A 19,476-nucleotide genomic window follows, 5' to 3' on the forward strand; every position below is an offset into this window, starting at 1 on the left:
CAGGGACGGTGTCCTGCGTGCTCAGAGGCTGCCGCGGAAGGTGTCGCAGGACTTCGGGTCGCCGGTGGAGTAGCCCCGGGTGAACCACTCCTTGCGCTGGGCGGAGGAGCCGTGGGTGAACTCGTCGGGGTTGACCGGCCGGTTCGCCCGCTCCGAGATGGCGTCGTCGCCGATCTTCTCGGCGGCGTCGACGGCCTGCTGGATGTCCTGCTCGCTGATGCTGGTGAAGATCTTCTGGCCGCTCGCGTCGGCGGTGCCGGTGGCGTTCTTCGCCCAGGCGCCCGCGTAGCAGTCGGCCTGCAACTCCAGCTTCACCGAGAGCGCGTTGGCGCTGTCCGGGTCGCGCTGCTGCTGGCGGCGCATCTGGGCCTCGGTGCCGAGCAGGTCCTGCACGTGGTGGCCGTACTCGTGGGCGAGCACGTACGGCTGGGCGAACTCGCCGGAAGCGCCGAGCTGCTGGGCGAGCACCTGGTAGAAGGTGAGGTCGATGTAGACCTGGTCGTCGGCGGGGCAGTAGAACGGGCCGACGCCGGAGTCGGCCTGCCCGCAGGCGGTGTTGACGCCCTGGCTGAAGAACACCGTCTTCGACGGGCGGTACTGCTCGCCGAACGCCTCGGGCAGGGCCTTCTGCCAGTACGCCTGGATGGAGTTGACGTAGAGGGCGTTGCGGCAGTCGAGCTTCTGGAGCGCGTCCTCGGCCGAGCACTTCTGCTCCAGCGACGTGTTGTCGCCCTGCGGCTCGTCGCCGCCGTTGGTGGCCGCGTTCAGGCCGAAGCCGCCGCCGACGAGCGCGACGAGCACCGCGATGACGAGGCCGACGATGCCGCCCCGGCCGCCGCCGATCGGAATGGGGATGCCGCCCAGCCCGCCGCCCCCGCCGGATCCTCGCCGGTCGTCCACCTGGCTGGTGTCGATCCGCGCGTTCTCGTTCAGCTCCATGTCAACCCCGATCACCGATTTGATCCGTTTTGGTGGTTGCGGTACCGGACCGGGTCCGGACGGCGTTCCGGTACCCGATGATCTTGATCGGTAATCCGGCGGGGCGGCCCGGCGACGCCCGGTACACTTGCCCCGTGCTGCTCTGCGAAGGCTGAACCGCCCCGCGCCGACGGGCCTCGTGCTCGCCGGCGCTTTCGCGTGCCCTGAGCCAGCCCTTCCAGACCCCGAGAGCGAGTCCTCCGACATGATCACTGCCACCGGCCTGGAGCTGCGCGCCGGCGCCCGCATCCTGCTGTCCGACACCACGCTGCGGGTGCAGCCGGGTGACCGGATCGGCCTGGTCGGCCGCAACGGCGCCGGCAAGACCACCACGCTGAAGGTGCTCGCCGGCGAGGGCCAGCCGTACGCCGGTCAGATCGACCGGCGCAGCGCCATCGGCTATCTCCCGCAGGACCCCCGGACCGGCGACCTGGAGGTCACCGGCCGCGACCGGGTGCTCTCCGCCCGGGGCCTGGACGTGCTGATGGCCCAGATGAAGGAGATCGAGGCCAGGCTCGCCGACGGCGCCGACGACAAGCTGGTCCGCCGCTACGGCGCGCTGGAGGACCAGTTCGCCTCCCTCGGCGGGTACGCCGCCGAGGCCGAGGCCGCCCGGATCTGCGCCAACCTCGGCCTGCCGGACCGCGCGCTGGCCCAGACCATCGGCACGCTCTCCGGCGGTCAGCGCCGCCGCATCGAGCTGGCCCGGATCCTGTTCCGCGACGCGGGCGAGAACGGCGGCGGCATCCTGCTGCTCGACGAGCCGACCAACCACCTCGACGCCGACTCGATCACCTGGCTGCGCAGCTTCCTCGCCAACCACAAGGGCGGCCTGATCGTGATCTCCCACGACGGCTCGCTGCTGGAGTCGGTGGTCAACAAGGTGTGGTTCCTCGACGCCACCCGCTCCGTGGTCGACGTCTACAACCTGGGCTGGAAGGCGTACCTGGAGGCCCGCGAGACCGACGAGCGGCGCCGCCGCCGGGAGCGGGCCAACGCCGAGAAGAAGGCCGGCGCGCTGATGGCGCAGGCCGACAAGATGCGGGCCAAGGCCACCAAGACCGTCGCCGCGCAGAACATGGCCCGGCGGGCCGAGAAGCTCATCTCCGGCCTGGAGGAGGTGCGCGTCGCCGACAAGGTGGCGAAGGTGCGCTTCCCGAGCCCGGCCCCGTGCGGCAAGACCCCGCTCACCGCGACCGGCCTGTCGAAGTCGTACGGCTCGCTGGAGATCTTCACCGACGTGAACGTGGCGGTCGACCGGGGCTCCCGGGTGGCCATCCTGGGGCTCAACGGCGCCGGCAAGACCACCTTGCTGCGGATGCTCGGCGGCCTGCTGGAGCCGGACACCGGCGAGGTGCACGCCGGCCACGGCCTGCGGCTCGGCTACTACGCGCAGGAGCACGAGACGCTCGACGTGGACCGTACGGTGCTGGAGCACATGCGCAGCGCCGCCATCGAGCAGACCGACACCGACCTGCGCAAGATCCTCGGGGCGTTCCTGTTCTCCGGCGACGACGTGGACAAGCCGGCCGGGGTGCTCTCCGGTGGCGAGAAGACCCGGCTCGCGCTGGCCACCCTGGTCTGCTCCGGGGCGAACGTGCTGCTGCTCGACGAGCCGACGAACAACCTCGACCCGGTCAGCCGGGAGCAGGTGCTCGACGCCATCGCCCGCTACCCGGGCGCGATCGTGCTGGTCACCCACGACCCCGGCGCGGTCATGGCGCTGAAGCCCGACCGTGCCATCCTGCTGCCCGACGGCGACGAGGACGCCTGGAGCGACGACCTGCTCGAACTCGTCGAACTGGCGTGACCCACCCCCTCTGACCCGCCCCCGGTGGGGGGTGGGTCAGAGGGGGTCGTGCCGTCAGCGCAGGAGGTCGCGTAGGTGGGGCAGGATGCCCGAGGTGGCCAGGATGACCACGCCGATGGCGATGAAGATCGCCGGAACGAGCCAGTGGCCCGCGCGCCCGACCAGCCCCGTCACCCGGGGGTGGTTGCCGAGCCAGGCGCCGGCCGCGCACCACAGCGCGATGAGCACCACGAAGACCAGCAGGAAGACCGCGCTGTCCGCCGGGCCGAGCGCCCGGAACACCGGCACGTAGACGGCGATGTTGTCGGCGCCGTTGGCGATCGTCACCCCGGCGACGCCGACGGTGGAGCCCACCACCGCGGGTGTCTCGTCGGCGTCGCGGTCGAGCAGCGCGCGGACGCCGAGAGCGACAGGCAACAGGCCGAGCAGCCCCGTCCAGGGGTCGGGTACCACCAGGAGCCCGGCCGCGACCACGGCGCTGGCCAGGGAGAGGGCGCCGATGCCCAGGTACTGCCCGGCGACGATCTGCCAGGGCCGGGGGCGGCCGGTGGTGCGGGCGGCGACGAAGAGCAGCGTCAGGACGACGATGTCGTCGATGTCGGTGGCGGCGAACACCACGGCGGCGCCGGCGGCGGTGCCCAACAGGTCGGTCACGCCAGCAGGGTACGGGCGGGCCGCCCCGCCGCGCCCGCCGAGTCGGCCGCGCAGGCCGGGTCCGCCGCGCGTGTCGGGGCGGGCGTTCCGGAGGTCGGAAGCATCACGCTATCGGGAAGCTGACATTGCATAGCGTGTCGGTTGGCGAAGAGTTGATATCTGGCGCATGATCGTTCGAGGCGGTCTAATAGGTGGGACCGTATCCGAACCGCACAGTCTGGGACGTGAGGACACAGCATGGCAGCCACTGGCACAGCCACCAGCACTGAGAAGGGTCGCCGGATCGTCGGAGCCGAGCGTCAGACGCTCGCCAAGGACCTGGTAAAGCGGTACACCTCGGGTGAGAGCATCCGCGCGCTCGCGGCCTCGACCGGCCGTTCCTACGGGTTCATCCACCGGGTGCTCACCGAGTCCGGGGTTCAGCTGCGGCAGCGTGGCGGCGCCCGACGCCGCAAGAAGGCGTGACCCGCCCACCAGCGTCGTCCATCAGCGCCGCTCCCCGGGTCGTCCGGTGACCGCCGAGACGACCGGGGTCCGGCTGGAATGCGACGGGCCGGTCGCGACGGTCACGTTGTGCCGGCCCGACGTGCTCAACGCGCAGACCCCGGCGATGTGGCGCGCGATGAGTGACTTCTCGCGGGACCTTCCCGGCGACGTCCGCGTCGTGGTCGTACGCGGCGAGGGGCGGGCGTTCTCCGCCGGCCTCGACCTGTCGGTGGCCGGAGCCTCCGGCCCGGGCTCGTTCGCCGAGCTGGCCACCCTGCCCGAGCAGGAGTGCGCCGACCGGATCGCGGAGTACCAGGGCGGCTTCACCTGGCTGCACCGTCCCGACGTCGTCTCCGTCGCCGCCGTGCAGGGGCACGCGATCGGCGCCGGCTTCCAGCTGGCGCTCGCCTGCGACCTGCGCGTGCTCGCCGAGGACGCGAAGCTCTCCATGGCCGAGGTGACGCTCGGCCTGGTCCCGGATCTCGCCGGCACCGGCCGCCTGGTCGACCTGGTCGGCTACAGCCGTGCGCTGGAGATCTGCGCGACCGGCCGGCGGATGGACGCCGCCGAGGCGGACCGGATCGGCCTGGCCACCCTGGTGGTGCCGAACGCCGAGCTGGACGCCGCGGTGCGTGACCTGACCGCCGGGCTGCTGGCCAACGACCGCAACGCCGTGGTGGAGATCAAGGCCCTGCTGGCCGGCGCGACCGGTCGGTCCGCCGCGGACCAGCAGCGGGCCGAGCGGGAGGCGCAGACCCGCCGGCTGCGTGATCTCGCCGGGCGGGGAGAGTAAGCAGTAAGGACCGTTCGGGAAGATCGGGGTTACGGCCGAGGTTGTCAGAGTCGTCGGGAGAATTGACCTGACGGTGCGGTCAGCCCGACGACCCGGAGGTGAACGTGTCCAACTCGATGTCGGGCGGCGGCATGGCCGGTTGGAGCATGCTCCGGTCGATGCGCAACCGCGACGAGATCTCGACCCACCGGCTCAAGCGCGGGGTGGCCCGCCGGATCGTGGCCTTCGCCGGTCCCTACCGGCGGGACATCGTCGTCTTCCTGGTCACGGTGGTGCTGGCAGCGGTCATCGGCGTCGCCACCCCGGTGCTCGCCGGCGACGTGATCGACACGATCACCCGGGGCGGCACCGACGCCGGCAACGCGGTGGTCCGGCTGGCCCTCGTCATCGCCGGGCTCGCGGTGGCCGACGCGCTGCTCTCCCTCGCCCAGCGGTGGTATTCGGCCCGCATCGGCGAGGGCATCATCCTCGACCTGCGCACCCGGGTCTACGACCACGTCCAGCGGATGCCGCTGCAGTTCTTCACCCGCACGCAGACCGGCGCGCTGGTCAGCCGGCTCAACAATGACGTGCTCGGCGCGCAGCGGGCGTTCACCTCGACCCTGTCCGGGGTGGTCAGCAACGTCATCCAGCTCGTGCTCACGGCCGCGGTGATGTTCACCCTCTCCTGGCAGATCACCGCGCTCTCGCTGGTGCTGCTGCCGGTCTTCATCATCCCGGCCCGCCGGGTCGGCAAGCGGCTCGCCGAGATCACCCGGGAGTCCTACAACCTCGACGCGAAGATGAACGCGACGATGACCGAGCGGTTCGGCGTCTCGGGCGCGTTGCTGGTGAAGCTCTTCGGCCAGCCCGAGGTGGAGGCCCGCCGGTTCGCCGGGCGGGCCGAGCGGGTGCGCGACATCGGCATCCAGTCCGCGATGTACTCCCGGACCTTCTTCGTGGCGATGCTGCTGGTCGCCTCGCTGGCCCAGGCGCTCACCTACGGCCTCGGCGGCTGGCTGGCGGTCACCGGCAACGTCAGCGCCGGCACCGTCGTGACCCTCGCCCTGCTGCTCACCCGCCTCTACGGCCCGCTGACCGCGCTGTCCAACGTCCGGGTCGACGTGATGAGCGCGCTGGTCTCCTTCGACCGGGTCTTCGAGGTGCTGGACCTGAAGCCGACGATTGAGGAGAAGCCCGACGCCGTGCCGGTGCCCCGGGCCAGCGGCCGCGTCGAGTTCCGCGACGTCCGGTTCCGCTACCCCAGCGCCGCCGAGATCTCGCTCGCTTCCCTGGAGGAGGTCGCCGCCCTCGACCGTACGGTCAACGAGCCCGTGCTCAAGGGCGTCTCGTTCGCGGTGGAGCCGGGGCAGATGGTGGCGCTGGTCGGCCCCTCCGGCGCCGGCAAGTCGACGCTGTCGATGCTGATCTCCCGCATCTACGACGTCACCGACGGGCAGGTGCTGGTCGGCGGGGTCGACGTCCGCGACGCCACCCTCGCCTCGCTGCGCGACGAGATCGGCGTGGTCACCCAGGATTCGCACCTCTTCCACGAGACCATCGCCGAGAACCTGCGCTACGCCAGGCCCGACGCCACCGACGACGAGATCTGGGCGGCCCTGGCCGGGGCGCAGGTCGCCGACCTGGTCCGGTCGCTGCCGGAGGGGCTGGAGACCCTCGTCGGCGAGCGCGGCTACCGCTTCTCGGGAGGCGAGAAGCAGCGCATCGCCATCGCCCGGCTGCTGCTCAAGGCCCCGTCGATCGTGATCCTCGACGAGGCGACGGCGCACCTCGACTCGGAGAGCGAGGCCGCCGTGCAGCGGGCGCTGTCGGTGGCGCTGACCGGGCGTACCGCGCTGGTGATCGCGCACCGGCTCTCGACCGTCCGCGACGCCGACCAGATCCTGGTGCTCGACGACGGGCGGATCGTCGAGCGGGGGCGGCACGAGGAACTGGTGGCCGTGGGCGGGCTCTACGCCGAGCTCTACCGCACCCAGTTCGCGGTCGCCGACTCGCCCACCCCGTACGCCGACGCGACCGGGCCCGAGCCGGTGGCCGTGCCGCCGCTGCGGCCCTACCTCGCCGACGAGGCGCTGCCGCCAACCGCGGCCAACTGACGCTGACGCTGACGCTGACGCGGCCGACTGCCGGCTACCGCGCGGCCGACTGACGCGCGTCTCAGCTGGCGGCGACCGCCGCCCGCAACTCCCCGAAGGCGGCGCCGAGCGTCTCGGGGGTGAAGTGCGCGTTCAGGCCGCTGGGGTTGGGCAGCACCCAGAGCCGGGCGGCGGCCAGCCGCTGCGCCTGCGGCCCGAAGGCGGCCTTCGGCCGGGCGAACCCGATCCGGTACGCGGTCACCCCGACCACGGCCACCCACCGGGGGCGGTGACGCTCGACCTTGCCGGTGAGGATCTCCGCCCCCTCGACCAGCTCGGCCGGGGTCAGCTCGTCGGCGCGGGCGCTGGCCCGCGCGACCATGTTGCTGATGCCCAGCCCGTACCCGGGCAGCTCGTCCTGCTCGCTGGGATGCAGCAGCCGGGGCGTGAAGCCGCCCCGGTGCAGCGCGGGCCAGAACCGGTTGCCCGGCCGGGCGAAGTGCCACCCGGTCGCGGCCGACCACAGGCCCGGATTGATGCCCACGAAGAGCACGTCCAGGCCGGGGGCGATGACGTCGGGGATGGTGCGCTCGGCCGCCGCGGCGAGTTCCTCCCGTGTGGGCCGCGGATACCGCCCGGCCTCCGCCGCCCGCCCCCGCCGCCGGGCGGGGGAGCCGGAACCCGGCCTGCCGGCGGAGTCGGCCATCACAGGCCCCGCAGCACGCCGCCGTCGACCGGCACGGTGACGCCGGTCAGGTAGCTCGCGGCGGGGGAGAGCACGAACGCGGCTACCCGACCGAACTCGGCCGGCGCGCCGATGCGGCGCAGCGGGATGGCCGCCTCGGCCTCCGCGCGGGCCCGTTCGGGGTCGCCGGTGGCGGCGAAAAGCTCCACGTTGCGGTCGGTCATGATCCGCCCGGGCAGCAGGCCGACCACCCGCACGCCCCGGGGCCCGTACTCGTCGGCGACGTCCTTGGCCATGCCCGCCAGGCCGGGCCGCAGGCCGTTGGAGATGCCCAGGCCGGGCACCGGCCCGCGCGCCGAGGTCGACAGCACCAGCCCGACCGCCCCGCCGTCGCCTCCGGCCAGGTTCTCGGCGACGGTGCGGACCATGCGTACGGTGCCGAGGAAGACCGTCTCGAAGGAGCGGCGCCACTGCTCGTCGGTGACCGAGGCGGCGCTGCCCGGCGGCGGCCCGCCGACCGAGACCAGCGCCCCGTCGAGCCGTCCGAAGTGCTCGCGGGCCGCCGCCACGAGGCGCTCCGGCGTCTGGGCGTCGGCCAGGTCGGCGGTGAGCCCGACCGCCCGCTCCGGCCCGCCGAGGCGCTGCGCGGCGGCGGCCACCGCGTCGGCGTCGCGGGCGGAGAGCACCACGCGGGCGCCGTCGGCGACGAGGCACTGCGCGGTGGCGAAGCCCAGCCCCCGGGAGGCGCCGGTCAGTACGTACACCCGATCGGTCAGTCCGAGATCCATGTCGTCGATCCTGCCGCACCCGGCCGGATCCGCCAGCGGGGCCCTCGGGCCGGTGCGTGGCGGGCGGTCAGCGGCGGGCGGGACGCAGCAGGCGTACCCGACCGGCGACCTGGACCGCGACGGCGCCGCCGGCGCGCCCCCACGCCGGCAGCCGACGCGGGCGCGGCGCTGCCTGCCCGTCGTAGCGGTGGGCGGCCTCGCGCGCGGCCAGCTCCTCCGCGCCGAGCGGCGGCAGCGCGCCCCGGTCGCGCAGGTCGCGGGCCAGGTCCCAGCCGTCGCGCAGCGAGCCGCCGGTCGGCCGCCCCGCCGCCCACCGGGCGAAGGTATCCGGCCACCGGGGGCCGAGCCCGGCGGCGAGCAGCGGCCAGTGCCGGGCCACCTCCCCGGCGCGCTTGCGTAGCAGCGCGGCCCCGGCGGCGGCGACCGCCGCCGGGTCGAAGCCGGCCGGCACCGGGCCGCCGGCGACCAGCGCCGCCACCAGCGCCGCCTGCCGCTCGGCCAGGTCGCCGCTCACGTCACCACCGGGAAGCCGGACGCGGCGGCGAGGGCGTCCAGCTCGGCGCGGAGCACCGGGGCGGGCGGGTAGTGCCCGTCGCGCTCCAGCAGGAGGGCCGGCGGCCGGCGGCGGGCGCACAGCTCGCGCAGCAGGTCGAGCACCGCCGGGGGCACCGGGTCGGTGTGCGTGTCGTGGTAGTAGCCGCCGTGGTCGGCGCCGCCCGCCACGTGCGCGTAGGAGACCCGCTCCAGCGGCAGCCGGTCGAGCAGGGCGAGCGGGTCGGTGCCCCGGTTGCGGGCGTTGGCGTACACGTTGGCGACGTCGAGCAGCAGGAACGCGCCGGTGCGGTCCAGGATCTCGGTGAGGAAGTCGGCCTCGTCCAGCTCGTCGTCGGGCCAGTCGAACAGGGCCGCGATCGGTTCCAGCGCGAGCGGCACCGGCAGTGCGGCCTGCGCGCGGGCGACGTTGGCGCAGACCGCGTCGACCGCCTCCCGGCTGCGGGGCAGCGGCAGCAGGTGACCGGCCTCGACGCCGCCGGCCCGGACGAAGGCGATGTGCTCGCTGACCAGCGGCGCCCCGACCAGCTCCGCCACCGCGCCCAGGTGGGCGACGCGCGCCGGGTCGACCGGTTCCGCGCCGCCGAGGGAGAGCCGCACGCCGTGCGGTACGACCGTCACGCCGCGCTCGCGCAGCGCGGCCAGCCCGGCGGGCGGGGGTCCCGTCGCGGCGACGCTCTCCGCGACCACCTCCACGAAGCGCAGCCCGGGCAGGTCGGCGACGAACCCGGCGATCTCGGGCCGCCAGCCGATGCCCACGCCGGCGGGGCCGGTCATCCGCCGCACCCGCCTCCGCCGCAGCCCCCGCCTCCGCCGCACGAGCTGCCCCCGCTGCACGAGCTGCCCCCGCCGCCGGAGGAGGAGGCGCCGGAGCCGCTGATCGCCTGGCGCTGGATCTCGGCCTGGCTGGCGAAGCCGGGGTCCATGGCGTAGAGCGACGCGGTGCCGAACAACGCGACCCCCATCGCGGCGCCCGCCGGGCCGTAGGTGGCGTAGGCGGGGGCCGAGGCGGGCGCGAGGTAGGTGTGCTGACGCCGCAGGTCGCGCAGGGCCCGGGTGGCGGCGCGGGTGCGCCACGGCACCCGGTGCAGGAGGACGGCCACGACGATCAGCGGGACCTGGCTCAGCACGAGCCAGCCCACCGGGCGGTCGTTGCCCAGACCCGCGAAGATGCGCAGCACCCCGACCAGCAGCAGGGCCCAGAGCAGGAACGCGCCCCGGCGCAGCGCGGCCCGGTCGGCCGGTGCGAGCGCGAGCCCGCGCTGCTCCAGGCTCGTCCTGAGCTGGTCGAGCGCCCGGCGGACCCACTCGTCACGGGCCAGTTCCCGGGTGGTGGCGTTGCGTCCGGCGGCCAGGTGGACGGCCTGGTCGAGCGGCGTGATCCCGACCGGCAGCGGACCGCCGGTGGTGAGCCGCCGGTCCGGGCGTACGCCGATGGCCCCGCTGCTGCGCAGCCCGCCGAGCGAGGCCCAGATCGCCAGCTGCTGCCCGCCGTTGAGGTAGGCGACCTGCTGCGGGCCGAGCTGACCCACGTCGCCCACCTGCGGCCCGGCGAGGACCGAGAGCCGGTGGACGACCGTGCCGACGACGATCACGACGGCGGCGAGGAGATAGACCCCGAGGAAGGCGGGACCGGGGATGCCCCAGGTGTCACCAGGTGCGGCGAGGACGGTCATGTGCTGCTCCTGTCGGGCGAGGGGGATCGCGACCCAATTGTGGAGCAGGCCCGCCAGGGTGGACCCACCGCGTGGACCGAGTTACCGGACCGATACGCAGCGGCGCGAAAGCGGCCGGTGGGGCAGGTCAGCGGCGGCGGACGGCCTCCTCGACCAGGTCGAGCACCGGGCCGAGGTCGCCGGCGGGACGGCCCATCGCCAGGTGCAGCACCAGGCCGTCGTAGGCGAGTTCGAGGAACTGGGCCAGCACGTCGATCGGCACGTCCTCGCGGAGCACGCCCGCCTCCCGCTGCCGGGCCAGTCGGTCGCGGGTCGCCTCGGCAATCGCCGCCGACCGCTCCGCCCACCGCTTGGCGAACGCCGGGTCGGTCCGCAGCCGGCGGGACACCTCAAGCTGGCTGCCCAGCCAGCCGGTGGTGTCGGGGGAGACCGCGCCGGCCAGCAGGTCCCGCATGACCTGGACCAGGCCGTTGCGGGCCACCGTCTCCACCATGGCCGCGGCGTCGTCCTCGGCCACGGCGAGGAAGAGCGAGTCCTTGTCGCGGAAGTGGTGGAAGATCGCGCCCCGGGACAGCCGGGTGGCCTCCTCCAGCCTGCGGACGGTGGCGCCCTCGTAGCCGTGCCGGGCGAAACACGCCCGCGCGGCGGCGAGGATCTCCTGCCGGCGCGCGTCGAGCTGGTCCTGACTTACTCTGGGCACGGGTCGATCGTGACAGCTCGCCCCCCGCTGTGCAAACCGTACGTACGGCTTGGTTTGGCTGTGCAGATGATCATGAGTCTGCGGCGCGCCGGTTAGGATCGGCCCGTGACGCCACTCCCCACCGCCGTCGCGGTCCCCGCCGCACCGCTGACCGTCGCGGCCGTGCAGGCCGAGCCCGTCCCCGGCGACGTGGCCGGCAATTCGGCGAGCGCCGCCCGGCTGGTCCGCCACGCCACGCAGCGGGGCGCGCGGGTGACCGTGCTGCCCGAGCTCTTCCTGCCCGCGTACCACCTGCCGACGCTCGCGGCCGATCCGGCCGGCACCGACGTCGCGGCCGACGCGGCGGGCGCGGTGGCCGACCCGCGGCTGGACCCGCTGCGCGAGGCGGCCCGCGACGGCGGCGGCGCCGTGGTGGTCGGCGCCGCGGTCCGGCACCCGGACGGCCGGCGGACGATCTCCGCCCTGCTGGTCGACCGCGTCGGCGAGGTTCGCGTCGGATACGACAAGCAGCAGCTGTGGAGCGGCGAGCGGGAGCTGTTCGTCGCCGGCGACCGGGGTGCCACCCTGCTCGTCGACGACTGGCGGCTCGGGATCGGCATCTGCTACGACGGCTGCTTCCCCGAGCACGGCCGGGCCGCGGCGGCCGACGGGGCGCACGGCTACCTCTGCCCGAGCGGCTACCTGGCCGGCTCCGAGCACCGCCGCGACCTCTACTACGCCGCCCGCGCGCTGGACAACACGATGTACGTGGTGTTCGCCAACCTCGTCGGCGGCGCCGACCCGTGGCGGTTCAACGGCGGCGCGGCGGTCTACGACCCGGAGGGCCGGCCGCTGGCCCGGGGCGCGGACACCGGCGAGGCCGTGCTGGTCGTCGCGCTCGCCCCCGAGGCGCTCGCGGCGACCCGGGCCGCCCACTGCATGCTGCTCGACCGCCTGCCCCATCAGGGCGGCGCCCGTTCGGCGCTGCCGGCCTGACGGCGCCGGGAGGGGCCGGCACTGTCGGCGGGCGGCCGTGCTCCCGTAGGGTGCCCGAGTGCCGCTGCTCCTGCTGGACCTGGACAACACGCTGCTCGACAGGGCCGGTCCGTTCCGCGCCTGGGGGGAGCGATTCCTGGCCGGTGTCGGCGCGCCGCCGACCGACATCGACTGGCTGCTGTCCATCGACGCCGATGGGCTGACCGACCGGTGGGACGTCGCCGACGCCGTGCGTGACCGGTACGGGCTGCGGATCCCGTCCATCGACCTCGTCGAGGAGCTGCACGACGGCGTGGTGGCCAACATCCGGCTCGACCCGCTGGTCGCGTGCGCGCTGCGGATCGCCGACGAGGCCGGCTGGACGCCGGTGGTGGTCAGCAACGGCGGGGTACGCCAGCAGGAGGCCATGATCCGGCGTACCGGGCTGGACCGCTACGTCGCCGACTGGGTCATCTCCGAGGATGTCGGCGTCAGCAAGCCCAACCCGAGGATCTTCGCGCTGGCCGCCCGGCGGGTACGGCTGCCCCTGCGCGGCGCCTGGGTGGTCGGCGACGGCCCGGAGGTGGACATCGGCGGCGCCGCCGCGGTGGGCCTGCCCAGCGTCTGGCTGCACCGGGGGCGGAGCTGGGTCGACGACCGGTTCGCCCCCACCCGCACGGCGGACGGCGTGATCGCCGCCGTCGCGACGGTGCTCGCCGGCTGACACGAGCGCAGCCCGCCGCCCGACCGCCGACGCGGTGGCCGGGCCACGGGTTCCTGCGCCGGGCCGGGGTCGGGCGGGGTGCCGGACCGGGCGTAATTCGGTTGACCGGGGTGGCGTCGGCCCGTGAGCATGGTCGGCGCATCGTGCAACCGGGTCCGCGCCCGGTCGAGGAGAGGGGGTCGGTCATGGCCGTCTTCGCAGGTCACTTCCACCTGCCCCCACCAGCCTCGAGCAAGGGATCACCACCGCAGTGCGCGATCACGACCTTCCGGCGCGCGAGCGCCGTACCCGCGGCAAGCGCCGCTTCGACGACGACGAACAGCTCTTCCTGAAGCGTGGCCGGGCCGCCGAGCCCGTCCCCGCCGACCCCGACGCCGAGCCCGACCCCGACACGGGGGAGCGCTGGTCCTCCTGGGACGACGCCGTGCATGGCCCGGAGCCCCACCCCGACTGGCTGATCACCGAGCTGGCCGCCAAGGACACCGAGCTGGGCGTGCTCAAGACCGGCAAGGAGGCGGACGTCCACCTGGTCCGTCGGGCGGTGCCCGGCACCTACCGGTCCTGCCTGCTGGCGGTCAAGCGGTACCGGGACGCCCAGCACCGGCTGTTCCACCGCGACGCCGGCTACCTGGAGGGCCGCCGGGTCCGCCGGTCCCGGGAGAACCGGGCGATGGCCGGCCGGACCGCGTTCGGCCGGCAGATGATCGCCGGGCAGTGGGCGGCGGCCGAGTTCGCCGCGCTGGCCCGGCTCTGGGAGGTCGGCGCCCGCTACGGCACGATCACCGTCCCCTACCCCGTGCAGCTGCGCGGCACGGAGCTGATGCTGGAGTTCCTCGGCGACCAGGACGAGGGGCTGGCCGCGCCCCGGCTGGCCCAGTTGCGGCCGGAGGCGGGGGAGCTGCGCGAGCTGTGGGGGCAGCTCGTCGACGCCCTCGTGGTGCTCGCCCGCGCCGGCCTCGCGCACGGCGACCTGTCGCCGTACAACCTGCTGGTGCACGCGGGGCGGCTGGTGCTGATCGACCTGCCGCAGGTGGTCGACGTGGTGGCCAACCCGCAGGGGCCGGAGTTCCTGGCCCGCGACGTGCGGGTGGTCGCCACCTGGTTCGCGGCCCGGGGCCTGCCCGCGGCGGACGCCGACCCGGCCGCGCTGACGGCGCTGCTGCTGCGGGAGGCGGGGATCCGCTGACCTCGACGTCCCGGGCGGCCAGGCACCGGCCGCCCGGGACCCCGGGTCACTGGAGGTAGCGCTCGACCGCCGGCTTGGGGCGCGCTCCCTGGGCGTCCGGGTCGCCGTGGGTCTGCCGGGCGGCCCGCCGCCGGCGCAGCAGGTCCCAGCACTGGTCGAGGGACTCCTCCAGCTCGCGCAGCCGGGTGCGGGCGTCGTCGTCCGTGCCCGACTCGCCGGCCTGCGCGTCGGCACGCAACCGGTGCTCCTCGTCGACCAGCTCGGAAATCCGGTTCAGGATGGTCTTGTCGTCCATGCCCTGAGCCTGGCACAGGCCAGCCGGGCGCGGCCCGGGTTCCGCCGCCGCCCCCCGCCGCTGCGGTAGGTTGCCCAGCCATGGTCCCCACCCTCCGGGCCGCCGGCCCCCGCGACCTGGCGCCGGTCGCCGACCTGCTCCGCGCCGCCCGGCCCCACCTGGTGGTCACGCCGGAACTGCTCGCCTGGCAGGCGACCGGCAAGCCGGCCGAGCGCTTCGGGATGCTCGTCGCCGAGACGGGCGACGGGATCGCCGGCGTCGCCCGGACGGGGCTGCTGTACGAGAGCGCCGAGCCCGGGCTCGGCTTCGTCAACCTGGTCGTGCGCCCCGAGGGGCGGGGGCGGGGCGTCGGGTCGGCGCTGCTCGCCGCCGCCGAGGAGCGACTCGCCGGGCTCGGGGTGCGCCGGGCGTACGCGCGGGTCGTCGACGAGCCGGCGGCGCTCGCCTTCGCCGAGCGGCGCGGCTACCGGCCCGGCCGGCGCAGCGTGATCCTGGGCCTGGACCTGGCGGCGGCGCTGCCGGCCGCGCCCGCCCCGCCGGCCGGGGTGCGGCTGGGCACGGTCGCGGACCTGGTCGACCCGCGTCCGCTGTACGAGGCGGACCTGGCCGCCGCCGCGGACGAGCCGGGCGACGTCGGGATGGACGAGATCAGCTTCGACGAGTGGCGGGCCGCATACTGGGACCGGCCGGACCTGGACCGGGCGCTGAGCACGGTGGCGACGGCCGACGGTGTGGTGGTGGCGTTCAGCCTCGCGCTGACCGACCGCCGGGACCGCTACCTGTCGGGGATGACGGGCACCCGCAGCGGGTGGCGGGGCCGGGGCCTCGCCCGGGCGGTCAAGCACGCGTCGCTGCGGGCGGCCCGGTCGGCGGGCCTCCGGTGGGCGTCCACGATCAACGACGCCGGCAACGACACGATGCGGACGGTCAACGCGTGGTTCGGATACCGGCCGGTTGCCGCCGAGTGGCGCTACCTGCGGGAGTTGCCTCGTCGCTGACCGTCCACTGTTGACAGTGGGACATTTCGCAGCACAAACACTGGAACTGCTGTCCTCATTGGTGAGATGCTTCCGCATTCGGGCGGTGGAAGTTCCACGTGGGACCGCCCGGGGACCACTGTCGAGACGACGAGGAGACCTGGTACGCATGTCCAGCTTGCGTGACGGCCACGGCGTCGCCCTCCCCGCGAACCCGCGCACGATCCCGCTGCGGCGGGCGCTGCCCGCCCTGCTCCGGGATCCACTCGGCGCGCTGGTCGGCTTCGCGGAGGGATCCGGTGGGGAGGTCGTCCGGCTCAACCTCGGGTCGTTCCGCCCGTACCTGGTCAGCCACCCCGAACACCTGCAGTACGTGCTACGCGACCGCGCGGACAACTACATCCGGGACGGTCAGGGGCTGCTGTGGCGTCCGGTCCGTCGGGTCGTCGGGGAGGCCATCCTGGTCGCCGAGGGGGAGGTGTGGGAGTCCAGCCGTGGCGCCCTGCTACCCCTGTTCACGGCGAAGCGGGTCGAGACCCTGGTGGACCGGATGGCCGAGGTGATCAGCGAGGCGGTCGACGAGTGGGACGAGCCGGCCCGGCAGGGGCGGCCGATCGACACGGCCGCCGAGCTGACCCGGATCGTCCTGCGCACCACCATGCGGGTGCTCTTCGCCGACCGGATCTCCGTGCCGGAGGCCGAGCGGATCAGCGCCGCGCTCGACACCGTCACCACCTCGATGATCGCCCGCCTGCTGGTGCCCTTCGTGCCCTACTCGGTGCCCATGCCCGGCGACCGCGCGTTCCGGGCGGCCGTGCGGACCATCGACGAGGTCGTGCTGCCGATCATCCGTGAGGCGCGGGCGCGCCCGGGCGACGACGACGACATCATCTCCATCCTCTGCCGGCCCCGTCCGGACGGCAGCATGCCGGACGAGTACCAGATCCGCGGCGATGTCGTGGCCATGTTCTCCACCGCCACCGAGACCACCATCGCGCTGCTGTCCTGGCTCTGGCCGGTGCTGGAGACCCAACCCGAGGTCGCCGAGCGGCTCTACGCCGAGGTGGACCGGGTGGTGGGCGGCGGCCGGGTCCGGCGGGAGCACCTCGCCGAACTGCGCTACGAGCGCATGGTGCTGGACGAGATGTTGCGGCTGTATCCCGCCGGCTGGATGGTGCCCCGCACGGCGGTCGCCGACGACGTGCTCGGCGGGGTGCGGATCAAGGCGGGCGCGACGGTGCTGATCAGCCCGTACGTGACCCAACGGATGCCGATGTTCTGGGACGACCCGGAGCGCTTCGACCCCGAACGCTTCTCGCCGGATCGGCCCCGTCGCCGCTACCGCTACTCCTACTACCCCTTCGGCGGGGGCCCGCACCAGTGCCTCGGGCAGTACCTGTTCCTCCTGGAGGCGCAGCTCATCGTGAGCACGGTGCTGAGTCGCTTCCGGTTCCGCCCGACCGCGCCGGCCGACCTGACCCCCCGGATGGGCGCCTCGCTCTCGCCCCGGCAACGGCTGCGGGTGACCCTGTCGCCGGTGCAGCGCCCGGTCGCCCCGTGAGCGCAACGGACGCGGGGTCGAGGGCCGGCCAGGCCGACGTGGCCGAACAGGGCAGGATCTGCGCCCTGGCCACGCGAGGTGTGCGCGACCTGCAGAAGGTCACCGCCGCGCACCCTGGACTCTTCTCCGCCGACACGTTCGACTCCGCGATGCTCGGGTCCGTCGCCACCGCCATCGCCTTCACCGCTCCCTGGCACAGCGCCGACGAGCTGCGGATCACCACCCGTACGCTGCTCTGGGTCTTCGCCGCCGACTGGCAGGTCGACTACCTCGCGACGTCCGCCGACGACGTGCGCGCGCTGGTGGCGGAGTGCCTCGCGGTCGCCGACGGCGCCGATCCGCCGGCGGGGCGACACCTGGCCCGGCTGCTGGCCGACATCCGCGACGAACTGGCGACCGTGCCGGCGTTCGACCGGCTCCGGCCGGTGTGGCGCGACGAACTGGAGCGGATGTTCACCGCGGTGGCCCGCGAGTGGGACTGGAAGAACGCGTCGGGCGCCCCGGGCGGATCCCTGCCCACCCTCGATCGGTACCTCGACAATGCCGACAACCTGGCCTGTTCCTTCGTCAACGTCACGCACTGGGTCGCCACGGGCGACGGGAACTGTCTGCGGCACCTGGCCGAACTGCTGACGGTGGGCCGCGAGGTGCAACGGGTGCTGCGCCTGATCAACGATCTGGCCACCCATCAGCGGGACGTGGAGTGGGGCGACCTCAACGCGCTCATGCTGGTTCCCGACCCGATCCTCGTGCGCGACCGGTTGGCCCAGCTCACGCAGCGCTGCCACGGGCTGCTCGACCTGCTGGCAGAGCGCGATCCCCGGCAGGCCGACTACATGCGCCGGCAGCTCTCCTTCACCGCCGGCTTCTACCAGGTCTCCGACTTCTGGGGGACGCGATGAGCCGCGGCGGATCCCGGGCGGTCGCGGCAGCCGCGCCGCGTACCGGCCGCGGTTCGGACGACTGCGGGAGCCTGGCCGGGGAACTCGTCGACGCGATGGCGCGCAGACCGTGGGGCGAGGTTGCTCCCTCCGTCTACGAGACCGGCCGGCTGGTCGCCGTCGCGCCCCTGCTCGCCCGGCACGCCGAACGGGTCGCGTTCCTACTCCGGCACCAGCGCGCCGACGGCGCGTGGGGACCCCCGGAGGGCTACGCGCTGGTGCCGACGTTGAGCGCCACGGACGCGCTGCTGGCGGCGCTGGCCGACGAGGGCCTGCCGGCGGACGCCCGCCCGGCTTCGACCGCCGCGGCCGGGCGCGGACTGCGAGCCCTGGCCACCCTGCTCGCGGCGGGCTCCGCCGTGCCGGACACGCCCGCCGCCGACCTCATCGTGCCGGCCCTGGTGGATTCGATCAACGCGCGGACGTCCGGGCCGGACGCCGCCCTGTCGGTCGACCACCCGCTGAGCCTGCCCACCGGGACGGACCGTCGACGGTTGACCGCGGTGCGGGCGGCGCACGCCGCGGGCACCGAGCTGCACCCGAAGCTGGCGCACTTCGGCGAGCTGCTCGACGGGCCGGCCCGGCGGTGGCCGCGGCCGCGCGCCGCCGAGCCGACCACTGTCGGGGCCTCGCCAGCAGCTACCGCCGCGTGGCTGGCCACCGCCGGTCCGGACGCCGACGCGCCTGCGGCCCGCGTCTTCCTGGAACGGCTCATCAGCGAGGGCGGCGGGCCGGTGCCCTGCCCTACGCCGATCACCGTCTTCGAACGTGCCTGGGTCCTGAGTTGGCTGTCCCGGGCCGGCATCCGGGTGCGACCACCGGAGGCGGTCCTCGCGGGCCTGGCCGACGCGGTCGGCCCCGCCGGTGCCGCCACCGGAGCGGGCCTGCTGCCCGACGCGGACACCACCGCCGTGACCCTGTACGCCCTCGGACGCCTGGGCCGCCCGCTCGACCCGGCGAGTCTGTGGGGGTACGAGACGGCGGAGGGGTTCTGCACCTGGCCGGGGGAGGACGGCTTCTCGGTCACCACGAACGCGCACGTGCTCGACGCCCTCGCGCAGCACGCCGCGCGTGACCCGGGCGCCGGCTCCCGACACCGCACCGCCGTCGGCCGGCTGGCCCGGGTGCTCCGGGAGCGGCAGGAGGCCGACGGGAGTTGGCGCGACCGGTGGCACGCCTCGCCGTACTACGCCACCGCCTGCTGCGTGCTCGCGTTGGCCGAGTCCACTCCGGACGACGACAGCGTGGGCACGGTCGGTCGGGCGGTGCGCTGGGTGCTGGCCAACCAACGCGACGACGGGTCGTGGGGCCGGTGGGGAGGCACCGCGGAGGAGACCGCCTACGCCCTGCATGTCCTGCTGGCCGTACCGTCGGACGAGCCGGCGGTGGCCGTCGCCGCCCGCCGGGCGAGCGCCTACCTGCGAGCGGACGTCGACGGACGCGAGCACCCACCACTGTGGTACGGCAAGGAGCTCTACTGTCCCACCACCATCGTCCGGTCGGTGGTGCTCGGCGCCTCCCACCTCGCCCGCACTCGACTCGACAATCGACGCGGCGCCGCACATGTCATGACGGGACGGCAGAAATCAGCAACTTGAGGGTGCCATGTGGACACTGCTAGCGTACCCACTGCATTTGTCC

At 74.4% G+C, this 19,476-nt stretch carries 20 protein-coding genes; 11 read left to right on the forward strand and 9 right to left on the reverse strand.

The annotated features are described in order from the left end of the window. Positions 1–21 precede the first annotated feature (21 nt). On the reverse strand, positions 22–939 hold the full coding sequence (locus AB0883_RS17750; RefSeq protein ID WP_366642258.1) for a neutral zinc metallopeptidase: 918 nt from the start codon (positions 937–939) through the stop codon (positions 22–24). A gap of 244 nt (positions 940–1,183) precedes the next feature. Between AB0883_RS17750 and AB0883_RS17755 the strand changes: the two genes are divergently transcribed. Next, on the forward strand, positions 1,184–2,788 hold the full coding sequence (locus AB0883_RS17755; RefSeq protein WP_366642204.1) for an ABC-F family ATP-binding cassette domain-containing protein: 1,605 nt from the start codon (positions 1,184–1,186) through the stop codon (positions 2,786–2,788). Positions 2,789–2,842: 54 nt separating this feature from the next. Here the strand turns inward: AB0883_RS17755 and AB0883_RS17760 are convergent, their stop codons facing one another. Then, complete coding sequence (locus tag AB0883_RS17760) at positions 2,843–3,442, reverse strand: cadmium resistance transporter (protein WP_366642205.1); 600 nt, start codon at positions 3,440–3,442, stop codon at positions 2,843–2,845. A 237-nt stretch (positions 3,443–3,679) separates the two neighbouring features. Between AB0883_RS17760 and AB0883_RS17765 the strand changes: the two genes are divergently transcribed. From AB0883_RS17765 to AB0883_RS17775, 3 genes are all read left to right on the forward strand, one after another. Beyond that, on the forward strand, positions 3,680–3,907 hold the full coding sequence (locus tag AB0883_RS17765; RefSeq protein WP_007462679.1) for a helix-turn-helix domain-containing protein: 228 nt from the start codon (positions 3,680–3,682) through the stop codon (positions 3,905–3,907). A gap of 46 nt (positions 3,908–3,953) precedes the next feature. Further along, positions 3,954–4,721, forward strand: coding sequence for an enoyl-CoA hydratase/isomerase family protein (locus AB0883_RS17770; RefSeq protein WP_151457493.1), 768 nt, complete (start codon positions 3,954–3,956; stop codon positions 4,719–4,721). Positions 4,722–4,837: 116 nt separating this feature from the next. Further along, positions 4,838–6,817, forward strand: coding sequence for an ABC transporter ATP-binding protein (locus AB0883_RS17775; protein WP_366642259.1), 1,980 nt, complete (start codon positions 4,838–4,840; stop codon positions 6,815–6,817). A gap of 61 nt (positions 6,818–6,878) precedes the next feature. On the opposite strand, the gene mug is transcribed toward AB0883_RS17775, so the two are convergent. The 6 genes from mug to AB0883_RS17805 form a co-directional block, all read right to left on the reverse strand. After that, positions 6,879–7,502, reverse strand: coding sequence for a G/U mismatch-specific DNA glycosylase (gene mug / locus AB0883_RS17780; RefSeq protein WP_366642206.1), 624 nt, complete (start codon positions 7,500–7,502; stop codon positions 6,879–6,881). Next, complete coding sequence (locus tag AB0883_RS17785; RefSeq protein WP_366642207.1) at positions 7,502–8,269, reverse strand: SDR family oxidoreductase; 768 nt, start codon at positions 8,267–8,269, stop codon at positions 7,502–7,504. The genes mug and AB0883_RS17785 overlap by 1 nt, the downstream gene beginning before the upstream one ends. Positions 8,270–8,336: 67 nt before the next feature. Next, the gene (locus AB0883_RS17790; protein WP_366642208.1) at positions 8,337–8,783 is read right to left on the reverse strand and encodes a hypothetical protein; all 447 of its coding nucleotides are present in this window, start codon (positions 8,781–8,783) and stop codon (positions 8,337–8,339) included. Then, positions 8,780–9,598: a DUF692 domain-containing protein gene (locus AB0883_RS17795; RefSeq protein WP_366642209.1), complete on the reverse strand. Its 819-nt coding sequence runs from the start codon at positions 9,596–9,598 to the stop codon at positions 8,780–8,782. Before AB0883_RS17795 ends, AB0883_RS17790 begins: the two co-directional genes overlap by 4 nt. Then, positions 9,595–10,497 (reverse strand): TIGR04222 domain-containing membrane protein, encoded by a 903-nt coding sequence (locus AB0883_RS17800; protein ID WP_366642210.1) that lies wholly within the window; start codon positions 10,495–10,497, stop codon positions 9,595–9,597. Before AB0883_RS17800 ends, AB0883_RS17795 begins: the two co-directional genes overlap by 4 nt. Before the next feature lie 127 nt (positions 10,498–10,624). After that, positions 10,625–11,197 carry a TetR/AcrR family transcriptional regulator gene (locus AB0883_RS17805; RefSeq protein WP_121400709.1) on the reverse strand — a complete coding sequence of 191 codons (573 nt, stop codon included), beginning with the start codon at positions 11,195–11,197 and terminating at the stop codon, positions 10,625–10,627. A 105-nt stretch (positions 11,198–11,302) separates the two neighbouring features. Between AB0883_RS17805 and AB0883_RS17810 the strand changes: the two genes are divergently transcribed. The 3 genes from AB0883_RS17810 (at position 11,303) to AB0883_RS17820 (ending at position 14,061) form a co-directional block, all read left to right on the forward strand. Beyond that, entirely contained in the window at positions 11,303–12,172 is an 870-nt protein-coding gene (locus AB0883_RS17810; protein WP_366642211.1) for a carbon-nitrogen hydrolase family protein, read from the forward strand. Between the two features lie 58 nt (positions 12,173–12,230). Further along, a complete protein-coding gene (locus AB0883_RS17815) occupies positions 12,231–12,875 on the forward strand; it encodes an HAD-IA family hydrolase (RefSeq protein WP_366642212.1) in 645 nt (214 codons plus the stop codon). A 250-nt stretch (positions 12,876–13,125) separates the two neighbouring features. Further along, positions 13,126–14,061, forward strand: a complete 936-nt coding sequence (locus AB0883_RS17820; protein ID WP_366642213.1) for an RIO1 family regulatory kinase/ATPase — start codon at positions 13,126–13,128, stop codon at positions 14,059–14,061. Between the two features lie 46 nt (positions 14,062–14,107). Here the strand turns inward: AB0883_RS17820 and AB0883_RS17825 are convergent, their stop codons facing one another. Further along, positions 14,108–14,356, reverse strand: coding sequence for a DUF2630 family protein (locus AB0883_RS17825; protein ID WP_366642214.1), 249 nt, complete (start codon positions 14,354–14,356; stop codon positions 14,108–14,110). 80 nt (positions 14,357–14,436) lie between these two features. Between AB0883_RS17825 and AB0883_RS17830 the strand changes: the two genes are divergently transcribed. The 4 genes from AB0883_RS17830 to AB0883_RS17845 all read left to right on the forward strand — a co-directional run bounded on the left by AB0883_RS17830 (position 14,437) and on the right by AB0883_RS17845 (position 19,433). Then, on the forward strand, positions 14,437–15,354 hold the full coding sequence (locus AB0883_RS17830) for a GNAT family N-acetyltransferase (RefSeq protein WP_366642215.1): 918 nt from the start codon (positions 14,437–14,439) through the stop codon (positions 15,352–15,354). A 148-nt stretch (positions 15,355–15,502) separates the two neighbouring features. Next, positions 15,503–16,894, forward strand: coding sequence for a cytochrome P450 (locus AB0883_RS17835; protein WP_366642217.1), 1,392 nt, complete (start codon positions 15,503–15,505; stop codon positions 16,892–16,894). Continuing rightward, entirely contained in the window at positions 16,891–17,796 is a 906-nt protein-coding gene (locus AB0883_RS17840) for a terpene synthase family protein (protein WP_366642218.1), read from the forward strand. Before AB0883_RS17835 ends, AB0883_RS17840 begins: the two co-directional genes overlap by 4 nt. Continuing rightward, the gene (locus AB0883_RS17845) at positions 17,793–19,433 is read left to right on the forward strand and encodes a prenyltransferase/squalene oxidase repeat-containing protein (RefSeq protein ID WP_366642220.1); all 1,641 of its coding nucleotides are present in this window, start codon (positions 17,793–17,795) and stop codon (positions 19,431–19,433) included. The genes AB0883_RS17840 and AB0883_RS17845 overlap by 4 nt, the downstream gene beginning before the upstream one ends. The last annotated feature ends 43 nt before the right edge of the window (positions 19,434–19,476 follow it).

The sequence above is a fragment of the Micromonospora sp. NPDC047812 genome (assembly GCF_040704175.1).
Lineage (GTDB): Bacteria > Actinomycetota > Actinomycetes > Mycobacteriales > Micromonosporaceae > Micromonospora.